The sequence below is a fragment of the Streptomyces sp. Tu 3180 genome, from assembly GCF_009852415.1.
In the GTDB taxonomy this organism is placed as follows: Bacteria; Actinomycetota; Actinomycetes; order Streptomycetales; family Streptomycetaceae; genus Streptomyces.
The window spans coordinates 7,407,385-7,428,970 of the sequence record NZ_WOXS01000002.1; the positions used below are offsets into that span (position 1 = coordinate 7,407,385).

6 protein-coding genes are annotated in these 21,586 nt (G+C 76.8%); 5 read left to right on the plus strand and 1 reads right to left on the minus strand.

The annotated features are described in order from the left end of the window. Positions 1 to 9 precede the first annotated feature (9 nt). From GL259_RS39110 to GL259_RS33675, 5 genes are all read left to right on the plus strand, one after another. Positions 10 to 12,396: a non-ribosomal peptide synthetase gene (locus tag GL259_RS39110; protein ID WP_243762466.1), complete on the plus strand. Its 12,387-nt coding sequence runs from the start codon at positions 10 to 12 to the stop codon at positions 12,394 to 12,396. Then, positions 12,357 to 18,716 (plus strand): non-ribosomal peptide synthetase, encoded by a 6,360-nt coding sequence (locus tag GL259_RS39115; RefSeq protein ID WP_243762467.1) that lies wholly within the window; start codon positions 12,357 to 12,359, stop codon positions 18,714 to 18,716. Before GL259_RS39110 ends, GL259_RS39115 begins: the two co-directional genes overlap by 40 nt. After that, positions 18,614 to 19,927, plus strand: a complete 1,314-nt coding sequence (locus tag GL259_RS39120) for a condensation domain-containing protein (RefSeq protein WP_243762468.1) — start codon at positions 18,614 to 18,616, stop codon at positions 19,925 to 19,927. The genes GL259_RS39115 and GL259_RS39120 overlap by 103 nt, the downstream gene beginning before the upstream one ends. A gap of 95 nt (positions 19,928 to 20,022) precedes the next feature. After that, positions 20,023 to 20,226, plus strand: coding sequence for an MbtH family NRPS accessory protein (locus tag GL259_RS33670; protein ID WP_159537041.1), 204 nt, complete (start codon positions 20,023 to 20,025; stop codon positions 20,224 to 20,226). A gap of 95 nt (positions 20,227 to 20,321) precedes the next feature. Next, positions 20,322 to 20,834 carry a GNAT family N-acetyltransferase gene (locus GL259_RS33675; RefSeq protein WP_159537042.1) on the plus strand — a complete coding sequence of 171 codons (513 nt, stop codon included), beginning with the start codon at positions 20,322 to 20,324 and terminating at the stop codon, positions 20,832 to 20,834. Between the two features lie 104 nt (positions 20,835 to 20,938). Here the strand turns inward: GL259_RS33675 and GL259_RS33680 are convergent, their stop codons facing one another. After that, positions 20,939 to 21,583 carry an NAD(P)H-binding protein gene (locus tag GL259_RS33680; protein ID WP_159537043.1) on the minus strand — a complete coding sequence of 215 codons (645 nt, stop codon included), beginning with the start codon at positions 21,581 to 21,583 and terminating at the stop codon, positions 20,939 to 20,941. Positions 21,584 to 21,586 lie beyond the last annotated feature (3 nt).

The following is a 21,586-nucleotide window of genomic DNA, read 5'->3' on the forward strand; positions in this document are numbered from 1 at the left end:
CGGACAACCATGACGTCTTCGAAGCGAAACCGTGCCGAGGCCCTGCCGCAGGACCTCCAGGAAGCGCTCCGCCGCCGGCTCGCCGGACGGGCCGCCGGCACCCCCGGCGCCGCCGCCCGGCAGGCCATCGGGCACGCGGACCGCACCCGGCCGCTGCCCCTGTCCTTCGCCCAGCAGCGCCTGTGGTTCCTGGACCGGCTGCGCCCCGGCGACCCGCGCTACAACAGCGCGGTCGCGCTCCGGCTCACCGGAGCACTGGACCGCACCGCCCTGACCGCCGCGCTGGAGCTGGTGGTGCGCCGGCACGAGGCGCTGCGCACCGTGTTCGACGAGACCGACGGCAGCCCCACGCAGACCGTGCGGCCGGCCGGCCCGCTCCCGCTGCCGGTCCGGGACCTCACGGCCCCCGGGGACGGGAGAGCCCTGGACGCGGCCCTGCTGGCCGAGTACGAGCGCCCCTTCGACCTGCGCACCGGGCCGCTGCTGCGCGCCCTGCTGCTGCGCGAGTCGGACGACGCGCACGTGCTGCTGCTGACGGCCCACCACATCGTCACCGACGGCTGGTCGATGGGCGTGCTCCTCCAGGAGCTGTGCACCGCCTACGACGCCCTCGTGCAAGGGACGGAGCCCGCTCTGCCGCCGGTGGCCACGCAGTACCCGGACTTCGCCGTCTGGCAGCGCGAACAGCTCTCCGGCCCTCGGCTGGAGCGCGAACTGGCGCACTGGAAGGAGCGGCTGGCGGGCGCGGTGGCGCCCGGGCTTCCGCTGGACCGGCCGCGCCGCGGCGAGGAGTCCGGCGCGGGCGCGGTGCACGCCTTCACCGTCCCCGCCGACACCACCGCCCGGCTGAAGCGGCTCGCGGCCGAGCGGCACACCACCCTGTTCACCGCCCTGGTCGCCGCCTGCCAGGCCCTGCTGGCCCGCTGGTCCGGACAGGACGACGTCACCGTCGGCTCGCTCACCCCCGGACGCGGGCGCACCGACCTGGAACGGGCCGTGGGGTTCTTCGTCAACACCGTCGCGCTGCGCACCCGCGTCGAGACCGGCGGCTCCTTCCGCGATCTGCTGACCGCCGCCGCGGACACCGTCAACGACGCCTTCGCGCACGGCGACACGCCGTTCGAGCGGCTGGTGGAGGCCGTCGGCGCGGCCCGGGAGGCGGGCCGCAACCCCCTGTTCGACGTGATGGTCCTGCTGCACCCCGCGCCGCCCGCCGCCCCCGACCCGCACGGCCTGGCCGCCGCCCCGGTCGCCGTGCCCCGGCGGGCCGCCACCTTCGACCTGAGCGTGGAGTTCGTCCCGGACGGAGACGGTCTCACCGGCCTGCTGGAGTACCGCACCGACCTGTTCGACGCGGCCACCGCCGAGCGCATGGCCGACCAGCTGCTGCGCCTGCTGGAGGCCGCCGCCGCGCAGCCGGACCGGCCGCTGGGCACCCTGCCCCTGCTCTCGCCGCGGCAGCTGGAGCAGGTCACCCGGGACTGGAACGCGACCGACCTGCCCGTTCCCGAGGGCACCCTGCCCGAGCTGTTCGCGCGGCAGGCCGCCCGCACCCCGCACGCCACCGCCCTGGTCGCCGGGGAGGAGCGCCTGGACCACGCCACGCTCGACGCCCGCGCCGACCGGCTGGCCCGGCACCTCGTGGCGCACGGCGCCGGTCCCGAGCGGCTGGTCGCCCTGAGACTGCCGCGCACCGCCGACATGATCGTGGCGATCCTCGCCGTCTGGAAGTCGGGCGCCGGCTACCTGCCCCTGGACCCCGCGCTGCCCGAGGACCGCGTGCGGTTCCTGCTCGACGACGCCCGGCCGGCCCTCGTCCTGGACGAGGCCGCGCTGCGGGACCTGCCCGCCGCCGGTCCCGCCGCCGACGCCCGCCCGCTCGCCCCGCCGGACCCGGACACCACCGCCTACGTCATCTACACCTCCGGTTCCACCGGCCGCCCCAAGGGCGTCGCCGTGACCCACCGGTCCGCCGCGAACCTCCTCGCGGGCCACCGCGAGGGCTTCGTCGCGGAGGCGGGCGGCGGGCCGCTGCGGGTGGCGCTGACGGCGTCGTTCTCCTTCGACACCTCCCTGGAGGGCGTGCTGCTGATGGCCGACGGCCACCCGCTGCACCTGGTCGACGAGACGACCCGGCTGGACGCCGCCGCGCTGGTCGAGTACGTCGTCGAGCACCGCATCGACTTCCTCGACCTGACCCCCACCTACCTGCGCCAGCTGCTGCCCGCCGGACTGCTCACCGACCCGCGCCACCGCCCCCGGGTGCTGATGCTCGGCGGCGAGGCCGTCGGACCCGGCCTGTGGCGGGAACTGGCGGAGCGGCGGGACGTGGCCGCCTACAACTTCTACGGCCCCACCGAGTGCACGGTCGACGCCCTGGCCTGCCGTATCGGGGCCGGCGAGCGGCCCACCGTCGGCAGGCCGCTCGCCAACGTGCGCGCCTACGTCCTCGACGCCCGGCTGCAGCCCGTGCCGCCGGGCGTCGGCGGCGAGCTGTACCTGGCCGGCGTGCAGCTGGCGCGCGGCTACGCGGGCCGGCCCGGCCTGACCGCCGCCCGCTTCCTCGCCGACCCGTACGGCCCGCCCGGCGCCCGCATGTACCGCACCGGCGACCTGGCCCGCTGGACCGCCGACGGACGCCTGGACTACCTGGGGCGCGCCGACGACCAGGTCAAGGTGCGCGGCCACCGCATCGAGCCCGGCGAGGTCGAGGCGGCCCTGACCGACCTGCACGGCGTCGCCGCCTCGGCGGTCGTCGCCGTCACCGACCCGCACGGCCACACCCGGCTCGCCGCCTACCTGGTGCCCGCGGACGGCGCCCGGCTCTCCGCCGGCGACGTGCGGGCGGCCTGCCGGCGCGTGCTGCCCGACCACATGGTGCCGTCCTCGTTCACCGTGCTCGACGCCCTGCCGATGACCGTCAGCGGCAAGGTCGACCGGCGCGCCCTGCCCGCCCCCGACCCCGACGGCGGCGAGCGCGAAAGGGAGTTCGTCGCCCCGCGCACCCCCGGGGAGGAGACCCTCGCCCGCATCTGGGCCGAGGTGCTGGGCGCGCGCCGGGTCGGCGTGACCGACAACTTCTTCGAGCTGGGCGGCGACTCCATCCTCAGCATCCAGGCCGTCTCCCGCGCCCGCGCGGCGGGCCTGCACCTGACCTCGCGGGACGTCTTCCGCCACCAGACCGTCGCCGACCTCGCCGCCGCGGCGTCCGCGCGCACCGCCGCGGTGCCCGCGCCCCGCCGGCCGCGCGAGGGGGGACCGGCGCCGCTGACGCCGGTCCAGGAGTGGTTCTTCGCCGCGCACGGCCCGCTGCGGCACTTCAGCATGTCGATGCTGCTGGACCTGCCCCGCGACCTGGACGAGCCGGCCCTGGAGCGCGCCCTGGAGGCCCTGGTCGCCCACCACCCCGCGCTGCGCACCCGTTTCCTCCGCTCCGGGGACACCTGGCGCCAGCACCCCGGCGAGGGCCCGGCCACCGGGCTGCTCACCCGCCACGACCTCTCCCGCGCCGCCGACCCGGCCACCGCCCGCGAGGAGGCCGCCGGGGCCGCCCGCGCCGCCCTGGACCCGGAGGCCGGGGCCCTGCTGCGGGCCGCCCTGCTGTCCCGCCCCGGCGAGCGCCCCCAGCTCTTCCTGACCGCCCACCACCTGGCGGTGGACAGCGTCTCCTGGCGCGTCCTGCTCGCCGACCTCGACCAGGCCTACCGGCAGGCGGCCCGGGGCGGGACGGTCCGGCTGGAGCCCGTCCCCACGGCGTTCGCCGACTGGGCCGCGCACCTGTCCCGCCGGGTGCGCGCCGGCGACCTCGACGCCGACCTGCCGCACTGGACGGCCGAGGCCGCCGAGCCCCGCACCCCGCTGCCCGTGGACCGCCCCGGCACCCCGCTCGCCGGCTCGGTCCGCACCCTGCGCACCCGCGTGGACCGCGCCACCACCGACGCCCTGCTGCGCCGGGTGCCCGCGGTCTACCGCACCCAGGTCAACGACGTGCTGCTCAGCGCGCTGAGCAGGGTCCTCGCCGACTGGACGGGCACCGAACGGGTGACCGTCGCCCTGGAGGGCCACGGCCGCGAGGACGACACGCTGGACCTGTCCCGCACGGTGGGCTGGTTCACCGCCCAGTACCCCGTCACCCTGGCGCCCGCCGGGCCGTCCGACGCGCCCGACTGGGGTGCCACCCTCAAGGCGGTGAAGGAGCGCCTGCGGGCCGTCCCCCGGCACGGCCTGAGCTACGAGGCACTGGCCCGCCTCGGCTCGCCCGACCCGGCCGCCCGCGCCCTGCGGGACCTGCCGCTGCCGCAGGTCTGCTTCAACTACCACGGCCAGTGGGAGGCCGGCGGCGGGCGGGACTTCGCCCCGGCGGACGAGGCACCCGGCCGCGACGTCGCCGCCGACGAGCCGCCGGCCCACCTGCTGGACATATCCGCCGTGGTCGCCGGCGGCGAACTGGAGATCACCTGGCACTACAGCGACCGGGTGCACGACGAGGACACCGTCCGCGCCCTCGCCGACGGCATGACCCGCGCGCTCGCCGCGATCGCCGAGCACTGCGCCCGCCCCGGCGCGGGCGGCCGCACCCCGTCCGACTTCCCGCTGGCCCGCCTCGACCAGGACCGCCTGGACCGGCTGGTCGGCGACGGGCGGGACGTGGAGGACGTGCTGCCGCTGACCCCGCTCCAGGAGGGCATGCTCTTCCACCGGCTGGTCGGCGGCCCCGACGACGTCTACGTCGACCAGGCGGCGCTCCTGCTGGACGGCGTCGCCGACCCGCACGCCCTCGCCGCGGCCTGGCAGCGCGTCGCCGACCGCACGCCCGCCCTGCGCACCTGCGTGGTCTGGGAGGACGTGCCGGTGCCCCTCCAGGTCGTGCGCCGGGACGTGCGGGTGCCGGTGACCCACCTCGACTGGCGCGACCTGGACGAGCCCGGGCGTGCCGAGCGCCTCGCCCGGCTGCGGGCCGACGACCTGGCCCGCGGCATCGACCTCGCCGCCGCGCCGCTGATGCGGCTGACCCTGGTCCGGCTGCCCGACGCGCGGCTGCACCTGCTGTGGACCTCCCACCACCTGATCCTGGACGGCTGGAGCCTGGCCCAGGTGCTGACCGAGGTGTTCGAGGAGTACGCGGCCCTCACCGCGGGCGCCGAACCCCGGCCGCCGGTGCGGCGTCCCTTCGGCGACTACGTGCGCTGGCTCGCCGAGCAGGACCCGGACGCCGCCCGCGCCCACTGGCAGGGCGTCCTCGCGGGTTTCGCCACCCCCACCCCGCTGCCCGCCGACCGCTCCCTGCGCGAGGCCCACCTGGCCCGCTCCGCGGACGTGCACACGGCCGGCCTGGACGACGCGGCGTCGGCCCGGCTGGCGCGCACCGCGCGCGAGGCCGGACTCACCCTCAACACGGTCGTGCAGGGCGCCTGGGCGCTGCTGCTGGCCCGGTACGCCGCCGAGGACGACGTGGTGTTCGGCACCACCGTCTCCGGCAGGCCCGACGACCTGCCCGGCGTCGAGTCCATGGTGGGCATGTTCATCAACACCGTGCCCACCCGGGTGCGCGTCGACGCCGGGCGCACGGCGGGGGCGTGGCTGCGGGACCTGCAGGACGCCCAGGCCGAGTCGAGACGGTACGCGGCCGTGTCGCTGGCCGAGCTGACGCAGCTGAGCGACGTGCCGTCCGGCAGCCCGCTCTTCCACAGCATGGTCGCCTTCGAGAACTACCCCTTCGACGAGGCCCGCACGGCCGGCTCCGGGGTGCGCCTGGCCGAGGTGACCTCCCGCGACGCCACCAACTACCCGCTCGTCCTGCGCGCGTACCACGGCGAACGCCTCGGCTTCGACCTCGCCTACGACCCCGCCCTGTTCGACGCGGCGACCGTCCGCGCGCTCGCCGGCCGGCTGTGCCTGCTGCTCACGGAGATGGCCGACGGCCCCGACCGGCCGCTGCGCGCCCTGGCCTGGACGACGGAGGAGGAACGGCGGACGCTCACCGGCTGGGACGGCACCGAACGGGGCCGCCCCGACGAGACCCTGGTGGACCTGTTCGAGGCGCAGGCCGCCCGCACGCCCGGCGCGGTCGCCGTCACCTGCGGGACCGAGCGCCTGGACTACGCGACGCTCGACGCCCGGGCCGGCCGGCTCGCCCACCGGCTCGCCGAACTCGGCGCCGCGCCCGAGCGGTTCGTCGCCCTCGCGCTGCCCCGCTCCTGCGACCAGGTCGTCGCGGTCCTCGCCGTGCTGAAGACCGGCGCGGCCTACCTGCCGATCGACCCGGCCTCGCCCGCCGAACGCGTCGGCCGGCTGCTCGCCGACGCCGCCCCGGTGACACTGGTGACCACGACCGGCACGGCGGCCCGCGCCGACGGCACCGGCGTGCCCGTCCTCCTCCTCGACGACCCGGGCGTCCAGGCCGACCTCGCCCGCCGCCCGGACACCGGCCCCGCCCCGGCCCGCCGGCCGCTGCCGGAGAGCCCCGCCTACGCCATCTACACCTCCGGCTCCACCGGCCGCCCCAAGGGCGTGGTGATCCCGCACGCCAACGTGGTGCGGCTGTTCACCCGCACCAGCCACTGGTTCCGCTTCGGCGCGGACGACGTGTGGACGATGTTCCACTCCTACGCGTTCGACTTCTCCGTGTGGGAGCTGTGGGGCCCGCTGCTGCACGGCGGCCGGCTCGTCGTCGTGCCCGACGAGACCGCCCGCTCCCCGGAGGACTTCCTGCGCCTGCTGGCGGACGAGCAGGTCACCGTCCTCAACCAGACGCCGTCCGCGTTCTACCCGCTGATCCGCGCGGACGCCGAGCACCCGGAGACCGGCGCGCGCCTCGCGCTGCGCACGGTGGTCTTCGGCGGCGAGGCCCTGGACACCGGCCGGCTCGCCGGCTGGTGGACGCGCCACCCGGCCTCCGCGCCGCGGCTGGTCAACATGTACGGCATCACCGAGACCACCGTGCACGTCACCCACGCCCCGCTCGACCCCGCCGCCGGCGCCGACGGCCCCGCCAGTCCCATCGGCGCGGCCATCCCGGACCTGCGGGTGTACGTGCTCGACGCGGACCTGGCGCCCGTGCCGCCCGGCGCCACCGGCGAGATGTACGTGGCGGGCGAGGGCCTGGCCCGCGGCTACCTCGGCCGTCCCGGCCTCACCGCCACCCGCTTCCTCGCCGACCCGTTCGGACCGGCCGGCGGCCGCATGTACCGCACGGGCGACCGGGCGAGGTGGCGGGCCGACGGCACGCTGGAGTACCTGGGCCGCGCGGACGCCCAGGTGAAGATCCGCGGCTACCGCATCGAGCCCGGCGAGATCGAGGCGGCCCTGCACGCCCACCCCGGCGTCGCCGAGGCCGCGGTCGGCGTGTTCGAGGACGCCTCCGGGACCCGCCGGCTCGCGGCGCACGTCGTCGGCTCCGGCGGCGCCGCCCCCGCGGCGGCCGAACTGCGCGCCCACCTGGAGCGCCTGCTGCCCGCCCACATGGTGCCCGCCGCCTACGTGCCGATGGACGCGCTGCCGCTCACCGTCAACGGCAAGCTCGACCGGCGCGCGCTGCCCGCGCCGGGACCGGACGGCCACGCCGCCGGCACCGACCGGACACCGCCGCGCACCCCCGCCGAACGGCTGGTCGCCGCCGCCTGGGCGGACGTGCTGGGGGTCGGGGAGGTGCACGCCGGCGACGACTTCTTCGCGCTCGGCGGCGACTCCATCCTCGCCGTCCGCGTCACCGCCCGGCTGCGCGCCGCGTTCGGCCCCGACGTCTCCCCGAGGCTGCTGTTCACCCGCCCCACGGTGGCCGCCCTGGCCGCCGAGCTCGGTGAACCGGCCGGCGACCCGTCCGCCCCGCGGGACGACGCGATACCGGCGACCGCCGCGGGGACCCCGGCGCCGCTGTCGTACGCCCAGCAGCGCCTGTGGTTCCTCGACCGGTTCGAGCCCGGCAGCACCGAGTACACGACGCTGTCCGCGCTCCGCCTGCGCGGCCCGCTCGACGAGGACGCCCTGCGCACCGCGCTGGACGGCCTGGTCGCCCGGCACGAGGCGCTGCGCACCACCTTCGCCGAACAGGACGGACGGGCCCGGCAGCTGGTGCACCCGCCGCACCGGGTCGACCTGCCCGTGGACGACCTCACCACCGCCCCGGACGCGCGGGCGGCACTGGACGCGCTGCTGGAGCGCGAGGCCGCCACGCCCTTCGACCTGAGCACCGGGCCGCTGCTGCGCGCCCGGCTGGCCGGCCTGGCCGCCGACGAGCACGTTCTCGTCCTCGCCGTCCACCACATCGTCACCGACGGCTGGTCGCTCGGCGTCCTCGGCCGGGACCTGGGCGAGCTGTACGCCGCGGCACACGAGGGCCGCGGCCCCCGGCTGCCGGAGCTGCCCGTCCGGTACGCCGACCACGCCGCCTGGCAGCGCGCCCGCACCGACCACGTCGAGCGGGACCTCGCCCACTGGCGCGAGGTGCTGGACGGAGTGCCCCCGCTGGAGCCGCCGACCGACCGGCCGCGTCCCGCCGTACGGGGCCGGGACGGCGCGCTGGTGACCTTCGCCCTGCCCGCCGGGCTGACCGACCGGCTGCGCGAGCTGGGCCGGGAGGCCGACGCCACCCTGTACATGACGCTGCTGACCGCCTGCACGGCCCTGCTGTCCCGCTGGGCCGACCAGGACGACTTCGCCGTCGGCACCGTCACCGCGGGCCGCGAGCGCCCCGAACTGCACGACGTGGTCGGCATGTTCGTGAACACGCTGGTGCTGCGCAACCGGGTGCGCCCCGGCACGTCGTTCCGCGCGCTGCTGGAGCAGGTGCGCTCCACCGTCCTGGACGCGTTCGCCCACCAGGACGTGCCCTTCGAGCGGCTGGTGGACGCCCTCCAGCCCGAGCGGGACACCAGCCGCACCCCCCTGTTCCAGGTCATGGTCGCCCTGCACAACCTGGGCGCCGAGGCCCCGGCGCTCCCGGGCCTGGAGGCCGAGCCGGTCACCCCGCCGGTCCGGCACGCCACGTTCGACCTGGCCTTCGACTTCGTGGAGGGCGACGGCGGCGTCACCGGCCACCTGGAGTACGACACCGCCCTGTTCGACGAGGACACCGTCCGGACCCTGGCCGCCCGCCTGCGGCTGCTGCTGGAGGCCGCCGCGCAGGACCCGGGCCGGGACGTGCGGGCGCTGGAGCTGATGACCGCCGACGAGCGGCGCCGGGTGCTCCACGACTGGCAGGGGCCGCGGCTCGCGGTCCCGGCGACCACCTTCCCCGCCCTGTTCGAGGCGCAGGCCGCCCGCACCCCGCGCGCCACCGCCCTGGTGGCCCGGGACGCCACGCTGGACTTCGCCGCCCTCAACGAGCGCGCCAACCGGCTCGCCCACCACCTGATCGCCCACGGCGCCGGCCCCGAGCGGACGGTCGCCGTACGGCTGCCGCGCACCTCCGGCCTGATGGTGTCGCTGCTCGCCGTCGCCAAGGCGGGCGGCACCTTCCTCTTCCTCGACCCCGGCCTGCCCGAGGAGCGCGTCGCCCGCCTCCTCGCGGACGCGGCACCGCACACCGTGCTGGCCGAGGGCGCACTGCGCGCGGTGGAGTGGGACCGGCTGCCCGCCCACGACCCCACCGACCGCGACCGCCCGGCCCCGCTGCGCCCGGACCACGCCGCCTACATCGTCTACACCTCCGGCTCCACCGGCCTGCCCAAGGGCGTCGTCGTCGAACACCGCCAGCTGGTCAACCTCTGCCACGACCACCGCGAAGGGATCGTCGCGCCGCACACCGCCCACGGGCGGCGGCTGCGCGCCGCGCTCAGCGCCTCGTTCTCCTTCGACACCTCCTGGGAGGGGCCGCTGCTGCTCGCCCTCGGGCAGGAGGTCCACCTCGTCGACGAGGACGTGCGCCTGGACCCGGAGGCGTTCTGCGCCCAGGTCGCCGAACGCGGCCTGGACCTGGTGAACGTCACCCCGTCCTTCCTGCGCGAACTCACCGCCGCCGGACTCCTCGCCCCCGGCCGCCACCACCCGCGCGTCCTGCTGGTCGGCGGCGAGGCGACGGGCTCCGACACCTGGCGGGAGCTGTGCGCGGCCGACGGGCTCGGCGTCACCGCGTACAACGTGTACGGGCCCACCGAGTGCACCGTCGACGCCACCTACGGGCCCGTCACCGACCATCCGGACCGGCCGGTCGTCGGGCGTCCCGGCCGCAACCTGCGCGCCCACGTCCTCGACGGCGCCCTGCGCCCGGTGCCGCCCGGCGTGCCCGGCGAGCTGTACCTCGCCGGCGCCCAGGTGGCCCGCGGCTACCTGAACCGGCCCGGCCTGACCGCGTCGCGCTTCGTCGCCGACCCGTTCGGCGCGCCGGGGGAGCGGATGTACCGCACCGGCGACCGCGCCCGCTGGAACGAGCGGGGGCTGCTGGAGTTCCTGGGCCGCGCCGACGAGCAGATCAAGATCCGCGGCTTCCGCGTCGAGCCCGGCGAGGTCGAGGCCGCGCTGCTCGCCCACCCGGACGTGGCCGAGGCCGTCGTGACGGCCCGCGAACACGCGGGCCGGCTCATGCTCGTGGCGTACCTGGTGCCCGCCGGGGACTCCGCCCCGGCCGCCGACGCGCTGCGCCTCGCGCTCCGGCGCACCCTGCCGGACCACATGGTGCCGGCGGCGTTCGTCCCGCTGGCGCGGATCCCCCGCACCAGCAGCGGCAAGACCGACCGGCGCGCCCTGCCCGCCCCGCCCGCGCAACCGGACCCCGCCACGGCGTACGTGGCGCCGCGCCCCGGCACCGAGGAGACACTGGCCGCGATCTGGGCGGACGTCCTGCGGGCCGAACGGGTGGGCGCGCGGGACAACTTCTTCGCGCTCGGCGGCGACTCCATCCTCAGCATCCAGATCGTCTCCCGGGCCCGCCGGGCCGGACTGGCGCTGACCACCAAGGACGTCTTCCGCCACCAGACCGTCGCCGAACTCGCCCTGCACGTCACCGAGGCGGCCCCCGCGGCCGCGGCGGACGCGCCCGCGCCCGCCGAGGCGCCGCTCACCCCGATCCAGCGCTGGTACCTCGACGGCCGCCGCCCCGGCGACCCGCTGCGCTTCACCATGTCGCAGCGGATCGAACTGGCCCCCGGAACCGACCTGTCCGCCCTGCGGTCCGCCGTGGACGCCCTGGTCCGCCACCACCCGGCCCTGCGCACCCGCTTCCGCCGCACCGACGACGGCTGGTGCCAGGAGGTCCTGCCGGACGTCCCCGACGGCGTCCTCACCCACCACGACCTGACCGGTCCGGACGGCCCCGCACTGGAGGCCGAGGTGGCGCGCGCGGCGGACGAGGCGAGGGCGTCCCTCGACCCGGCCGAGGGCCGGGTGGCGCGCGTCCTGCTCCTCGACCGCGGCCCGGACCTGCCCGCACAGCTCCTGTTCACCGTTCACCACCTGGTCGTCGACGGCGTCTCCTGGCGGATCCTGCTGGCCGACCTGGAGACCGCCCACCGCTGCGCCGCGGCCGGACGCCCCGTCGACCTGCCCCCGGCCACCACCGCGTACGGGCACTGGGCGGCCCGGCTCCAGGCACACACCCGCTCCGGCGCCCTGGACGGCGACCTCGCCCACTGGGAGCGCACCGCGGCGGCCCCCGCCGGCCTGCCCGCGGGCCGGCCCGGCCCCAACACCCACGGCACCGCCGCCACGGTCACCGTGGAGCTGGAGCCGGAGACGACCGAGGCCCTGCTGCGCCGGGTCCCGGAGGTCTACCGCACCCAGGTCAACGACGTGCTGCTCAGCGCCCTCGGCCGCACCCTGGCCCGCTGGTGCGGCCGCGACACCGTGCTGGTCGGCGTGGAGGGCCACGGCCGCGAGGACCTCTTCGACGACGTGGATCTCTCCCGGACGGTCGGCTGGTTCACCGCCGAGTTCCCCCTCGCGCTGGGCGTCGACCCCGGCGCCGGCTGGCACGACACCCTGCGCTCGGTCAAGGAGCAGCTGCGCGCGGTGCCCCTGCACGGGCTGAGCCACGGCGCGCTGCGCCACCTGCTGCCCGGCAGCCCGCTGGCCGGCGCCCCCGCGCCGCAGGTCGGCTTCAACTACCACGGCCAGTGGGACACCGGCGGAGGCCGAGGCGGCCTCTACGGCACCGCCCTGCCCCCGGCCGGCTCCGACACCGACCCCGACGCCCCCCGCCCCTACCTGCTGGACGTCACCGGCGTGGTCCAGGGCGGCCGCCTCGAACTCGGCTGGACCTACCCGCCGGCCGTCTACGACGAGTCCACCGTCCGCGCCCTCGCCGAGGAGACGTGCGGGGCGCTGCGCGAGATCGCGGCCCACTGCGCCCGCCCGGACGCGGGCGGCCGCACCCCGTCGGACTTCCCCTCGCCGGGCTCGGCCAGAGCGAGCTGGACCGCCTCGTGGGCGACGGCCGGCACGTGGCGGACGTCCTGCCGCTGACCCCCCTTCAGGCCGGGATGCTCTTCCACGGCCTGGTGGACACGGCGGGCGCCTACTTCGACCGGACGGCCGTACGGCTGTCCGGGGTGAGCGACCCGCGGGCCTTCGCCGCGGCCTGGCAGCAGGTCGCCGACCGCACCGAGGCCCTGCGCACCAGCGTCCACTGGCAGGGCCTGCCCCACCCGGTCCAGGTCGTCCACCACCGGGCCGAACTGCCCGTCACCCACCTGGACTGGCGGCACCTGACGCCCGAGGAACGCGAGCGGGAGACCGGGGGGCTGCTGGCCGCCGACCGCGCGGCGGGCATGGACCTCACCACCGCCCCCCTCACCCGCCTCACCCTGGCCGCGCTGCCCGGCGACGAGGTCCTGCTGCTGTGGTCCTCCCACCACCTGATCCTGGACGGCTGGAGCACCGGGCAGCTGCTCACCGAGGTGTGCGAGCGCTACGCCGCGCTCACCGGCGGACACGAGGCCCCCGCACCGGTGAGGCGCCCGTTCTCCGACTTCCTGCGCTGGCTGGACGAGCAGGACGAGCGGGCGGCCGAGGCGTACTGGGCCGACGCCCTCGCCGGCTTCCCGGCCCGCACCCCGCTGCCGTACGACCGCACGCCGGCCGAGGCGCACCGCGCCCGCGCCGCCGCCACGGCGCGCCGGCAGCTGGACGAGCACGTCTCGGCGCGGCTGCGGGAGACCGCGGCACGAGCCGGGCTGACGGTGAACACCGTGGTCGAGGGGGCCTGGGCGCTGCTGCTGGCCCGCCACGGCGGACGCGACGACGTCGTGTTCGGCACGACCGTCTCCGGGCGCCCGGCCGAACTGCCGGGCGTGGAGTCGATGATCGGCATGTTCATCAACACCGTGCCCACCCGGATCCGCGTCACGGGCGGGGGAGCGGCGTCCTGGCTGCGGGACGTGCAGGAGCGGCAGAGCGACGCCCGGCGCTTCGACTTCCTCGCCCTGCCCCGCATCCAGGCGCTGAGCGGGACACCGGCGGGCGAGGCGCTGTTCGACAGCATGGTGGTGTTCGAGAACTACCCCGTCGACGAGTCCGCCACGGCCCGCACGGGCGTGCGCGTCGAGGAGGTGCGGGCCGACGACGCGCCGACCTTCCCGCTGTGCCTGCGCGCCCACCTCGGCGACCGGCTCGGCCTCGACCTCGCCTACGACGCCGGCCTGTTCGACGCGGACACGGCCGAACGCCTCGCCGCCCGGCTCGCGGCCCTCCTGACCGCCCTCGCCGACGGCATCGGGACGGACGCGGACGTGACCGGCCTCGAGCCGCTGACCGAGGACGACCGCGCCCTGCTGGAGCGGTGGAACACCCCCGCCCGGCGGGTGGTGCCGCGCAGTCCCGTCGAGCTGTTCGCCGAGCAGGCCCGCCGCACCCCCGACGCGCCCGCCCTGCGCGACGGCGGCACGGAGCTGACCTACCGCGGCCTCGACGACTGGTCCGACGCCGTGGCCTCCCGGCTGCTCGCCGGCGGCCTGCGGGCGGAGGACCGGGTGGCGCTGTCCATGGACCGCTGCGCCGAACTGGTCGTCGCCCAGCTCGCCGTCCTCAAGGCGGGCGGCGCCTACGTGCCGGTGGACGTCCGTGCCCCCGGGGAGCGGCGCCGGGCACTGGTCGAGCGGGCGGGCGCGACGGCCGAACTGACCGCCGCGGACGTCGCCGCCGCCCGCACCCTCGTGCCGGGCGCACCCGCCGCCGCGTCCGCGGACGCCGACCGGCTGGCGTACGTGATGTTCACCTCCGGGTCGACCGGCGAACCCAAGGCGGTCGCGGTGCGCCACCGCGACGTGGCCTCCCTCGCCACCGACGGCCGCTTCACCGCGGGGGTGTGCGACCGGGTGCTGCTGCACTCCCCGGTGGCCTTCGACGCCGCCACCTTCGAGGTGTGGGCGCCCCTGCTGAACGGCGGCTGCGTGGTCGTGGCGCCGCCCCGGCCGGTGGACGCGGCACTGCTGCGGCGCCTGGTCCGCGACGACGGCCTGAGCGTGCTGTGGCTGACCGCCGGCCTCTTCCGGCTGCTGGCGCAGGACGCCCCGGACTGCTTCGCCGGCCTGCGCCAGGTGTGGACCGGCGGCGACGTGGTGCCCGCCGTGGCCGTGCGCCGCGTGCTGTCCGCCTGCCCCGGCCTGACCGTCGTGGACGGCTACGGCCCCACCGAGACGACGACGTTCGCGACGTCCTTCGCGCTCACCGACGCGACGGCCGTCCCGGACACCGTGCCCATCGGCCACCCGCTCGACGACCTGCGGGTCCACGTCCTCGACGGCCGCCTGCGGCCCGTGCCGCCGGGCTCGGCCGGCGAGCTGTACCTCTCCGGCGAGGGCGTGGCACGCGGCTACCTGGGCCGTCCCGGCGACACCGCCGCCCGCTTCCTCGCCGACCCCGCCGGCCCGCCCGGCACGCGCATGTACCGCACCGGTGACCTGGCCCGCCGCCGCCCCGACGGCACGGTCGAGTTCCTGGGCCGCGCCGACGACCAGGTGAAGATCCGCGGCTTCCGCGTCGAACCCGGCGAGGTGGAGGCGGTCCTCGCGGCGCATCCCGACGTCGTGGACGTGGCGGTGCTGGCCCGCGAGGACCGGCCCGGCAGCCGGCGCCTGGTGGCCTACGTGGTCGGCCCGGGGGACCTCACCGCCCTCACGGAGTTCGCCCGGCGCTCGCTGCCCGACTACCTCGTCCCCTCGGCGTTCGTCGCCCTGCCCGCGCTGCCGCTCAGCGGCAACGGCAAGGTCGACCGGGCCGCCCTCCCGGCGCCGGAGCCCGCGGGCTCCGGCCGGCGGGACGCGCCGACCGCGCCGCGCACCGAAGCCGAGCGGCGCACCGCCGGCGTCTTCGCGGAGGTCCTGTCCGTGGAGCGGCCCGGCGTGGAGGACGACTTCTTCCGGCTCGGCGGCGACTCCATCCTCAGCATCCGGCTGGCCGCCCGCCTGTCCGAGGAGTTCGGCACCGACCTGTCGCCGCGCGAGGTGTTCACCCACCCCACCCCCGCCGCCCTCGCCGCCCTGCTCACCGCGGAGCCGTCCGGCGGTGCCGCGCCCGCCGCGATCGTCCCGGTCCCCCGCGACACCCCCGCCCCGATGTCGTACGCCCAGCAACGCCTCTGGTTCCTGGAGGAGTTCGCGCCGGACAGCGGCGAGTACGTCACCGCGCTGGCCCTGCGCCTGCGCGGCCGGCTCGACGTGCCCGCCCTCACCGCGGCCCTGCGCGCCCTGGTCGAGCGGCACGAGGCGCTGCGCACCACCTTCGACGCGGTGGACGGCCACGGCGTGCAGATCGTCCACCCGGCGCCGGACGTGCCGCTGCCGCTGCACGACCTGTCGGCCATGGCGGAGGCCGACCGGACGGCCCGGCTGGAGGAGCTGCTGGAGGCCGAGCGCGCCCGCACGTTCGACCTGCGCCGCGGCCCGCTGCTGCACGCGGGGCTGATCCGCCTCACCGGCGACGAGCACGTCCTGACACTGACCCTGCACCACATCGTCACCGACGGCTGGTCCACCGGAGTGCTCACCGGCGACCTCGCCCACTTCTACCGCGCCGAACTGGGCGCGGACACGGGCACGTTGCCGCCACTGCCGGTGCAGTACCCCGACTACGCCCACTGGCAGCGCGGCCGCGGCACGGACGACCACCTCGCCTACTGGAAGGAGCACCTGACCGGTCTGGAGACGCTGGACCTGCCCACCGACCGGCCGCGTCCGGCGGTGCGCACCCACGACGGCGCCACCGTGCGCCTCGTCCTGCCGCGCGAAACCACCCGCCGCCTCGTCCGGGTGAGCCGGGAGAGGCGGACCACCCTGTTCACCACGCTGGTCGCCGCGGCGCAGGCCTACCTGGCCCGCCTGACCGGCGGCCGGGACGTCGCCGTCGGCACGGTCACCTCCGGCCGCGACCGCGCCGAGACCCAGAACCTGGTCGGGTTCTTCGTCAACACCCTCGTCCTGCGCTCCCGCGTCGAACCCGACCGCCCCTTCCCCGAGTTCCTCACCGAGGTGCGCGGGACCGTCCTGGACGCCCTCGCCCACCAGGAGGCGCCGTTCGAGCGGGTGGTGGACGAGGTGCAGCCGGTCCGCGACACCAGCCGCACCCCCCTGTTCCAGGTCATGGTGGTGCTGCAGAACGCCCCGGCCGCCGTCCTCGACCTGCCCGGAGTCGAGGTCACCGACGTCGACACGGACCTGCGGCACGCGGCGTTCGACCTCACCCTGGAGTTCGCCGAGACCGGCGCCGGAGAACTGCACGGCCTGCTCACCTACAACACCGGCCTGTTCGACGCGGCCACCGCCGAACGGATGGCCGACCAGCTCGGCACGCTCCTGACCGCCGTCGCCGACGACCCCGACCGGCCCCTGGGCGCCCTGCCCCTGGCCACCGACGAGACGCTCAAGGCCGTCCTCGACCAGGGACGCGGCACCGCCCGCCCGGTACCGGCGGCGACACTGCCGGAGCTGTTCGAACGGCAGGCCGCCCGCACGCCCGACGCCGTGGCCCTGGCCGACGCCGACGGCCGCGAGCTGACGTACGCCGAGGTCGAGCGCGCCGCCAACCGGCTGGCGCACCGGCTCATCGCCCGGGGCGTGGGGCCCGAGCGGATCGTGGCACTGGCCCTGCCCCGCGGCGCGGAGACGGCGGTGGCCCAGCTCGCCGTGGCCAAGGCCGGCGGCGCCTTCCTGCCCGTCGACCCGGACTACCCGGAGCAGCGGCGGGAGTTCATGCTGCGCGACGCGGGCGCCTGGCTGGTCCTGGACGACCCCGCCGCCGTACGGGACGCGGACGGGCCGGACACCGCGCCCACGGACGCCGACCGCACGGCCCCGCTGACCACCGCCCACCCGGCGTACGTGATCTACACGTCCGGTTCCACCGGCACGCCCAAGGGGGTCACGGTGACGCACAGCGGCCTGGCGGCCTTCGCCGCGGCCGCCGCCGACCGTTACGACGCGGGCCCCGGCGACCGGGTCCTGCAGTTCGCCTCGCCCAGCTTCGACGCCTCCGTGCTGGAGCTGTGCACGTCCCTGCTCTGCGGGGCCACCCTCGTCACCGGGGAGGAGGGCCCGCTCGTCGGCGAACGGCTCGCCCAGGTCCTCGCGGAGCGGCGGATCAGCCACACGCTGATCCCGCCCGCCGCCCTGGCCACGGTCGACCCCCGGGCCGCCGGCGCCCTGCCGCACCTGCGCACCCTCATCGTCGGCGCCGAGGCGTGCCCGGCCCACCTCGTCGAACGGTGGGCGCCGGGCCGACGCATGATCAACTCCTACGGTCCGACCGAGGCCACCGTGGTCGCCACCTGGACCGGCCCCCTCGCCCCGGGTACGGGCGCCCCGCCGATCGGCCGCCCGGCCGGCGCCACCCGCGTCCACGTCCTCGACGCCGCCCTGCGCCCCGTCCCGCCCGGCGTCACCGGCGACCTGTACGTGGCCGGACCCGGACTGGCCCGCGGCTACCTGAACCGGCCCGGCCTGACCGCCTCCCGCTTCGTCGCCGACCCGTTCGGCGCGCCGGGGGAGCGGATGTACCGCACCGGCGACCTGGCCCGCTGGGACTCCCACGGCGAACTGCGCTTCGCCGGACGCGCCGACGACCAGGTGAAGCTGCGCGGCTTCCGCATCGAGCCCGGGGAGATCGAGGGCGCGCTGCGCCGCAGCCCGCGGGTGCGCGACGCGGTGGTCACCGTGCGCGGCGGCGGGCCCGGCCCGGACGGCCGCTCCGGCGAACGGCTCGTGGCCTACGTGGTGCCCGCCGAGGGCACCGCTCAGGAGCTTCCGGTGGCGGAGCTGCGCGACCACCTGGCCGGGCTGCTCCCGGCACACATGGTCCCGTCGGCGTTCATGCCGCTGGAGCGCCTGCCGCTCACCCCGAACGGCAAGACCGACCGCGGCGCCCTGCCCGAACCCGGCCCCGCGCACACCGCCGCCGGGCCGCGCACGGCACCGCGCACCGACACCGAACGCCGCATCGCCCGCATCTGGGCCGACGTCCTCGGCGTGGCGGAGGTCGGCGCGCACGACAACTTCTTCCACCTCGGCGGCGACTCCATCCTCAGCATGCAGGTCGTCTCCCGGCTGCGGCGGGACGGACTGCACCTGGCCACCCGTGACCTGTTCACCCACCAGACGGTCGCCGAGCTGGCCGGCGTCGTCGCCGACGCGCCCCGGAACTCCGGGGAGGGTCCGGTGAGCGGGGAGGTGCCGCTCACCCCCATCCAGGAGTGGTTCCTGACCGGCCCGCGCGCCAGTCACCACCACTTCAACCAGTCGCTGCTGCTGGAGCTCGGCACCCCCTGGACACCGCCGCCCTGGAGACGGCCCTGAACGCCCTGCTCGACCACCACGACGCCCTGCGCATGCGCTTCACCCGGGAGGAAGGAGGCTGGCGCCAGTTCAACCCGCCGCCGTCCGACACCGACCGCGACGGGCTCCTGCGCCGCCACGACCTGAGCGGGCTGACCCCCGCCGAGGCCGACGCGGCGATGGAGAAGGCCGCCGACGACCTGCACACCGGCTTCGACCTGGCGCGCGGCCCGCTGCTGCGGGCGGCCCTGTTCACCGGGGACGCCGACCGGCCCGCCTTCCTCCTCCTGGTCGCGCACCACCTCGTCGTGGACGCCGTGTCCTGGCGCATCCTGCGCGACGACCTGGAGGCCGCCTACCGGCAGGCCGTCCGGGGCGAGTCCGTCGCGCCGGGCGAACGCACCACCTCCTTCCGCGACTGGGCCCGGGGTCTCGCCGCGCACGTCGAGGCCGGCGCCCTCGACGGCGAACTCCCCTACTGGGAGCGGGCGGTGGACGCCGAGCCGCTGCCGGCCGGGACACCGGCCGGACCGGAGGCGGGCCGCGCCGGCACGCTCACCGTGGAACTGGACGAGGCGGACACCGAGGCCCTGCTGCGGGCCGCGCCGACCGCCTACCGCACCCGCGTCAACGACGTGCTGCTCGCCGCCCTCGCCCTGGCCCTGGCCCGCTGGACCGGACGCGAGGAGGTCCGCCTGGACCTGGAGGGACACGGCCGCGAGGACGTCCTCGACGACGTCGACCTCTCCCGCACGGTCGGCTGGTTCACCACCGTCCACCCCGTCGCCCTCCGGGTGCCCGAACCCGACAGCCCCGCCCGGGACTGGCGGACCCTGGTGAAGTCGGTGCGCCGCCAGCTGCGCGCCGTCCCCGGCAACGGCCTCGGCTTCGGCGCACTGCGCACCTTCGGACCGCCCGAGGTGCGCGAGCGGCTCGGCCGGGCCGCGCACGGACAGGTCGTCTTCAACTACCTCGGCCAGTGGGACGCCCGCCCGGAGAGCCCCGGCGACGGCCTGGTACGCGCCGAGCACGGGTCGTTCGGGCGGGACCACGACCCGCGTGACAGCGGCTCCCACCCGCTGGAGGTCGTCGGCGCGGTGCAGGGCGGCCGGCTGTCCTTCACCTGGCACCACCGGCCCGCCCTGCACGCCACGGACACCGTGCGGCGCGTCGCGGACGACTTCGCCGAGGCCCTGCGTCACATTGCCCGCCACGCCCGGGGCAACCGGTGACGCCCCGCCCCGCGGCCCGCGCCCCACCGCCGGACGCCCCACCACCGGCCCGTTGCCCGAACCCCATCGGATCCGAGAGAGCGAGACCGACAGACATGGACGAGAACACCCGCTACCAGGTGCTGCGCAACGACGAGGAGCAGTACTCGCTGTGGCCCGTCGACGTCGAGGTGCCGGCCGGCTGGCAGTCCGTCGGCAAGGAGGGCACGGAGGCGGAGTGCTCCGCCTACGTCGACGAGGTCTGGACCGACATGCGCCCGCGCAGCCTGCGGGAGCGCATGGAGAACGCCGGGGCCTGACGCGCCCCGCGCAGCCGTGAGGGACGGGCCGGGGTGCGCCGCCGCGCCCCGGCCCCGCCCTGCCCCTCCGTCCCGTTCCGTCCCGAGGAGCCGTCATGACACCGGTCCTGCACACCGAACGACTCACGTTCCGGCCCTACCGCCCCGAGGACGAGGACGTCTTCGTGACCCTGTTGCGCGACGAGGAGGTCTGCCGCTGGATGGGCCAGGAGCGCGTGCCCGAGGCCGACATCCGCACGCTGTTCCGCGCCATCCTCGCCGACGTCTACCCGCAGCGCAGGTTCGACGTGTGGGGGCTGTGGCACGAGGAGGTCTACGTCGGCCACGCGGAGGTGAAGAGGACCGGCAACGTCGACGGCCACGAACTGATCACCGCCCTCGCCCCCGGGCACTGGGGCCGGGGCCTGGGCACCGAAGTGGTCCGCGGCCTGCTCCGCCACGCCGCCGACAACCTGGGCCTGAAGGAGGCCTACGGCATGGTCGGCGCCGGCAACACCGCCAGCCTGGCACTCTGCCGCCGGCTCGGTTTCCGGCACGTGCGCGACGTGATCGGTGACGACGGCACCGTGACCAAGATGATGGTGATCTCCACGACGGACCCGGACTGACGCCGGGAGCGGCTTCGGCGACGTCACGGACGCCCTCCCCGGTCGCGGCGGACCGGGGAGGGCGTCCGTCTCCCACGGCCTCACCGGGCGGGGCGGGGGCGGACTCAGGAGGCCAGCGAGTCCAGGGCGTCGGCGATCGGGCGGCCGCCGCCGGTCACCTCGAAGGCGCGGCGGACGGTGGCCGGGTGGTCCAGCGAGGAGACCAGGACGGTCGCCAGGTCCTCACGGCTCAGGGACCCCTCCTCGACCTCGTCACCCACGGTGACGCGGCCGCCGGGGGCGCTGTCGTTCAGCCACGGCGGCCGGACGATCGTCCAGTCGAGTTCCGACTTCTCCAGGTGGGTGTCCGCGGCCAGCTTGGCGTGTCCGGTGTCGCGGAGGTACCCGGGCAGACGGCTGGGGTCGGCGGTGCCCCACATCGACAGCTGCACCCAGCGCCGTACCCCGGCGGCCACCGCCGCGTCCACGGCGGCGGCGACGCCCCGGTGGTCGATCAGCTCGGCCTGCCGCTTGTCCATGCTGCGCGTGGCCGCCGTGTTGATCACCGCGTCCGTTCCGGCGAACGCGTCGGCCAGGGCGGCGCCGGGTGCGGAGAGGTCCACGACGGCGGTCGTGACGTCCGCGCCGAACAGCTTCTCGGCCCGCGCGGCGTCGCGCACCGCCGCGCGCACCGTGTGCCCGTCGGCGAGCAGCCGCCCGACGACGCGCCGGCCCGTGGCGCCGGTGGCCCCGAGGACAGTGACGTTCATGTG

What these genes read in the sequence shown, in the direction of transcription:
- GL259_RS39110 (WP_243762466.1), top strand. Translation starts at nt 10, where the DNA reads ATGACGTCTTCGAAGCGAAACCGTGCCGAGGCCCTGCCGCAGGACCTC.
- GL259_RS33670 (WP_159537041.1), top strand. Translation starts at nt 20,023, where the DNA reads ATGGACGAGAACACCCGCTACCAGGTGCTGCGCAACGACGAGGAGCAG.
- GL259_RS33675 (WP_159537042.1), top strand. Translation starts at nt 20,322, where the DNA reads ATGACACCGGTCCTGCACACCGAACGACTCACGTTCCGGCCCTACCGC.
- GL259_RS33680 (WP_159537043.1), bottom strand. Translation starts at nt 21,583, where the DNA reads ATGAACGTCACTGTCCTCGGGGCCACCGGCGCCACGGGCCGGCGCGTC.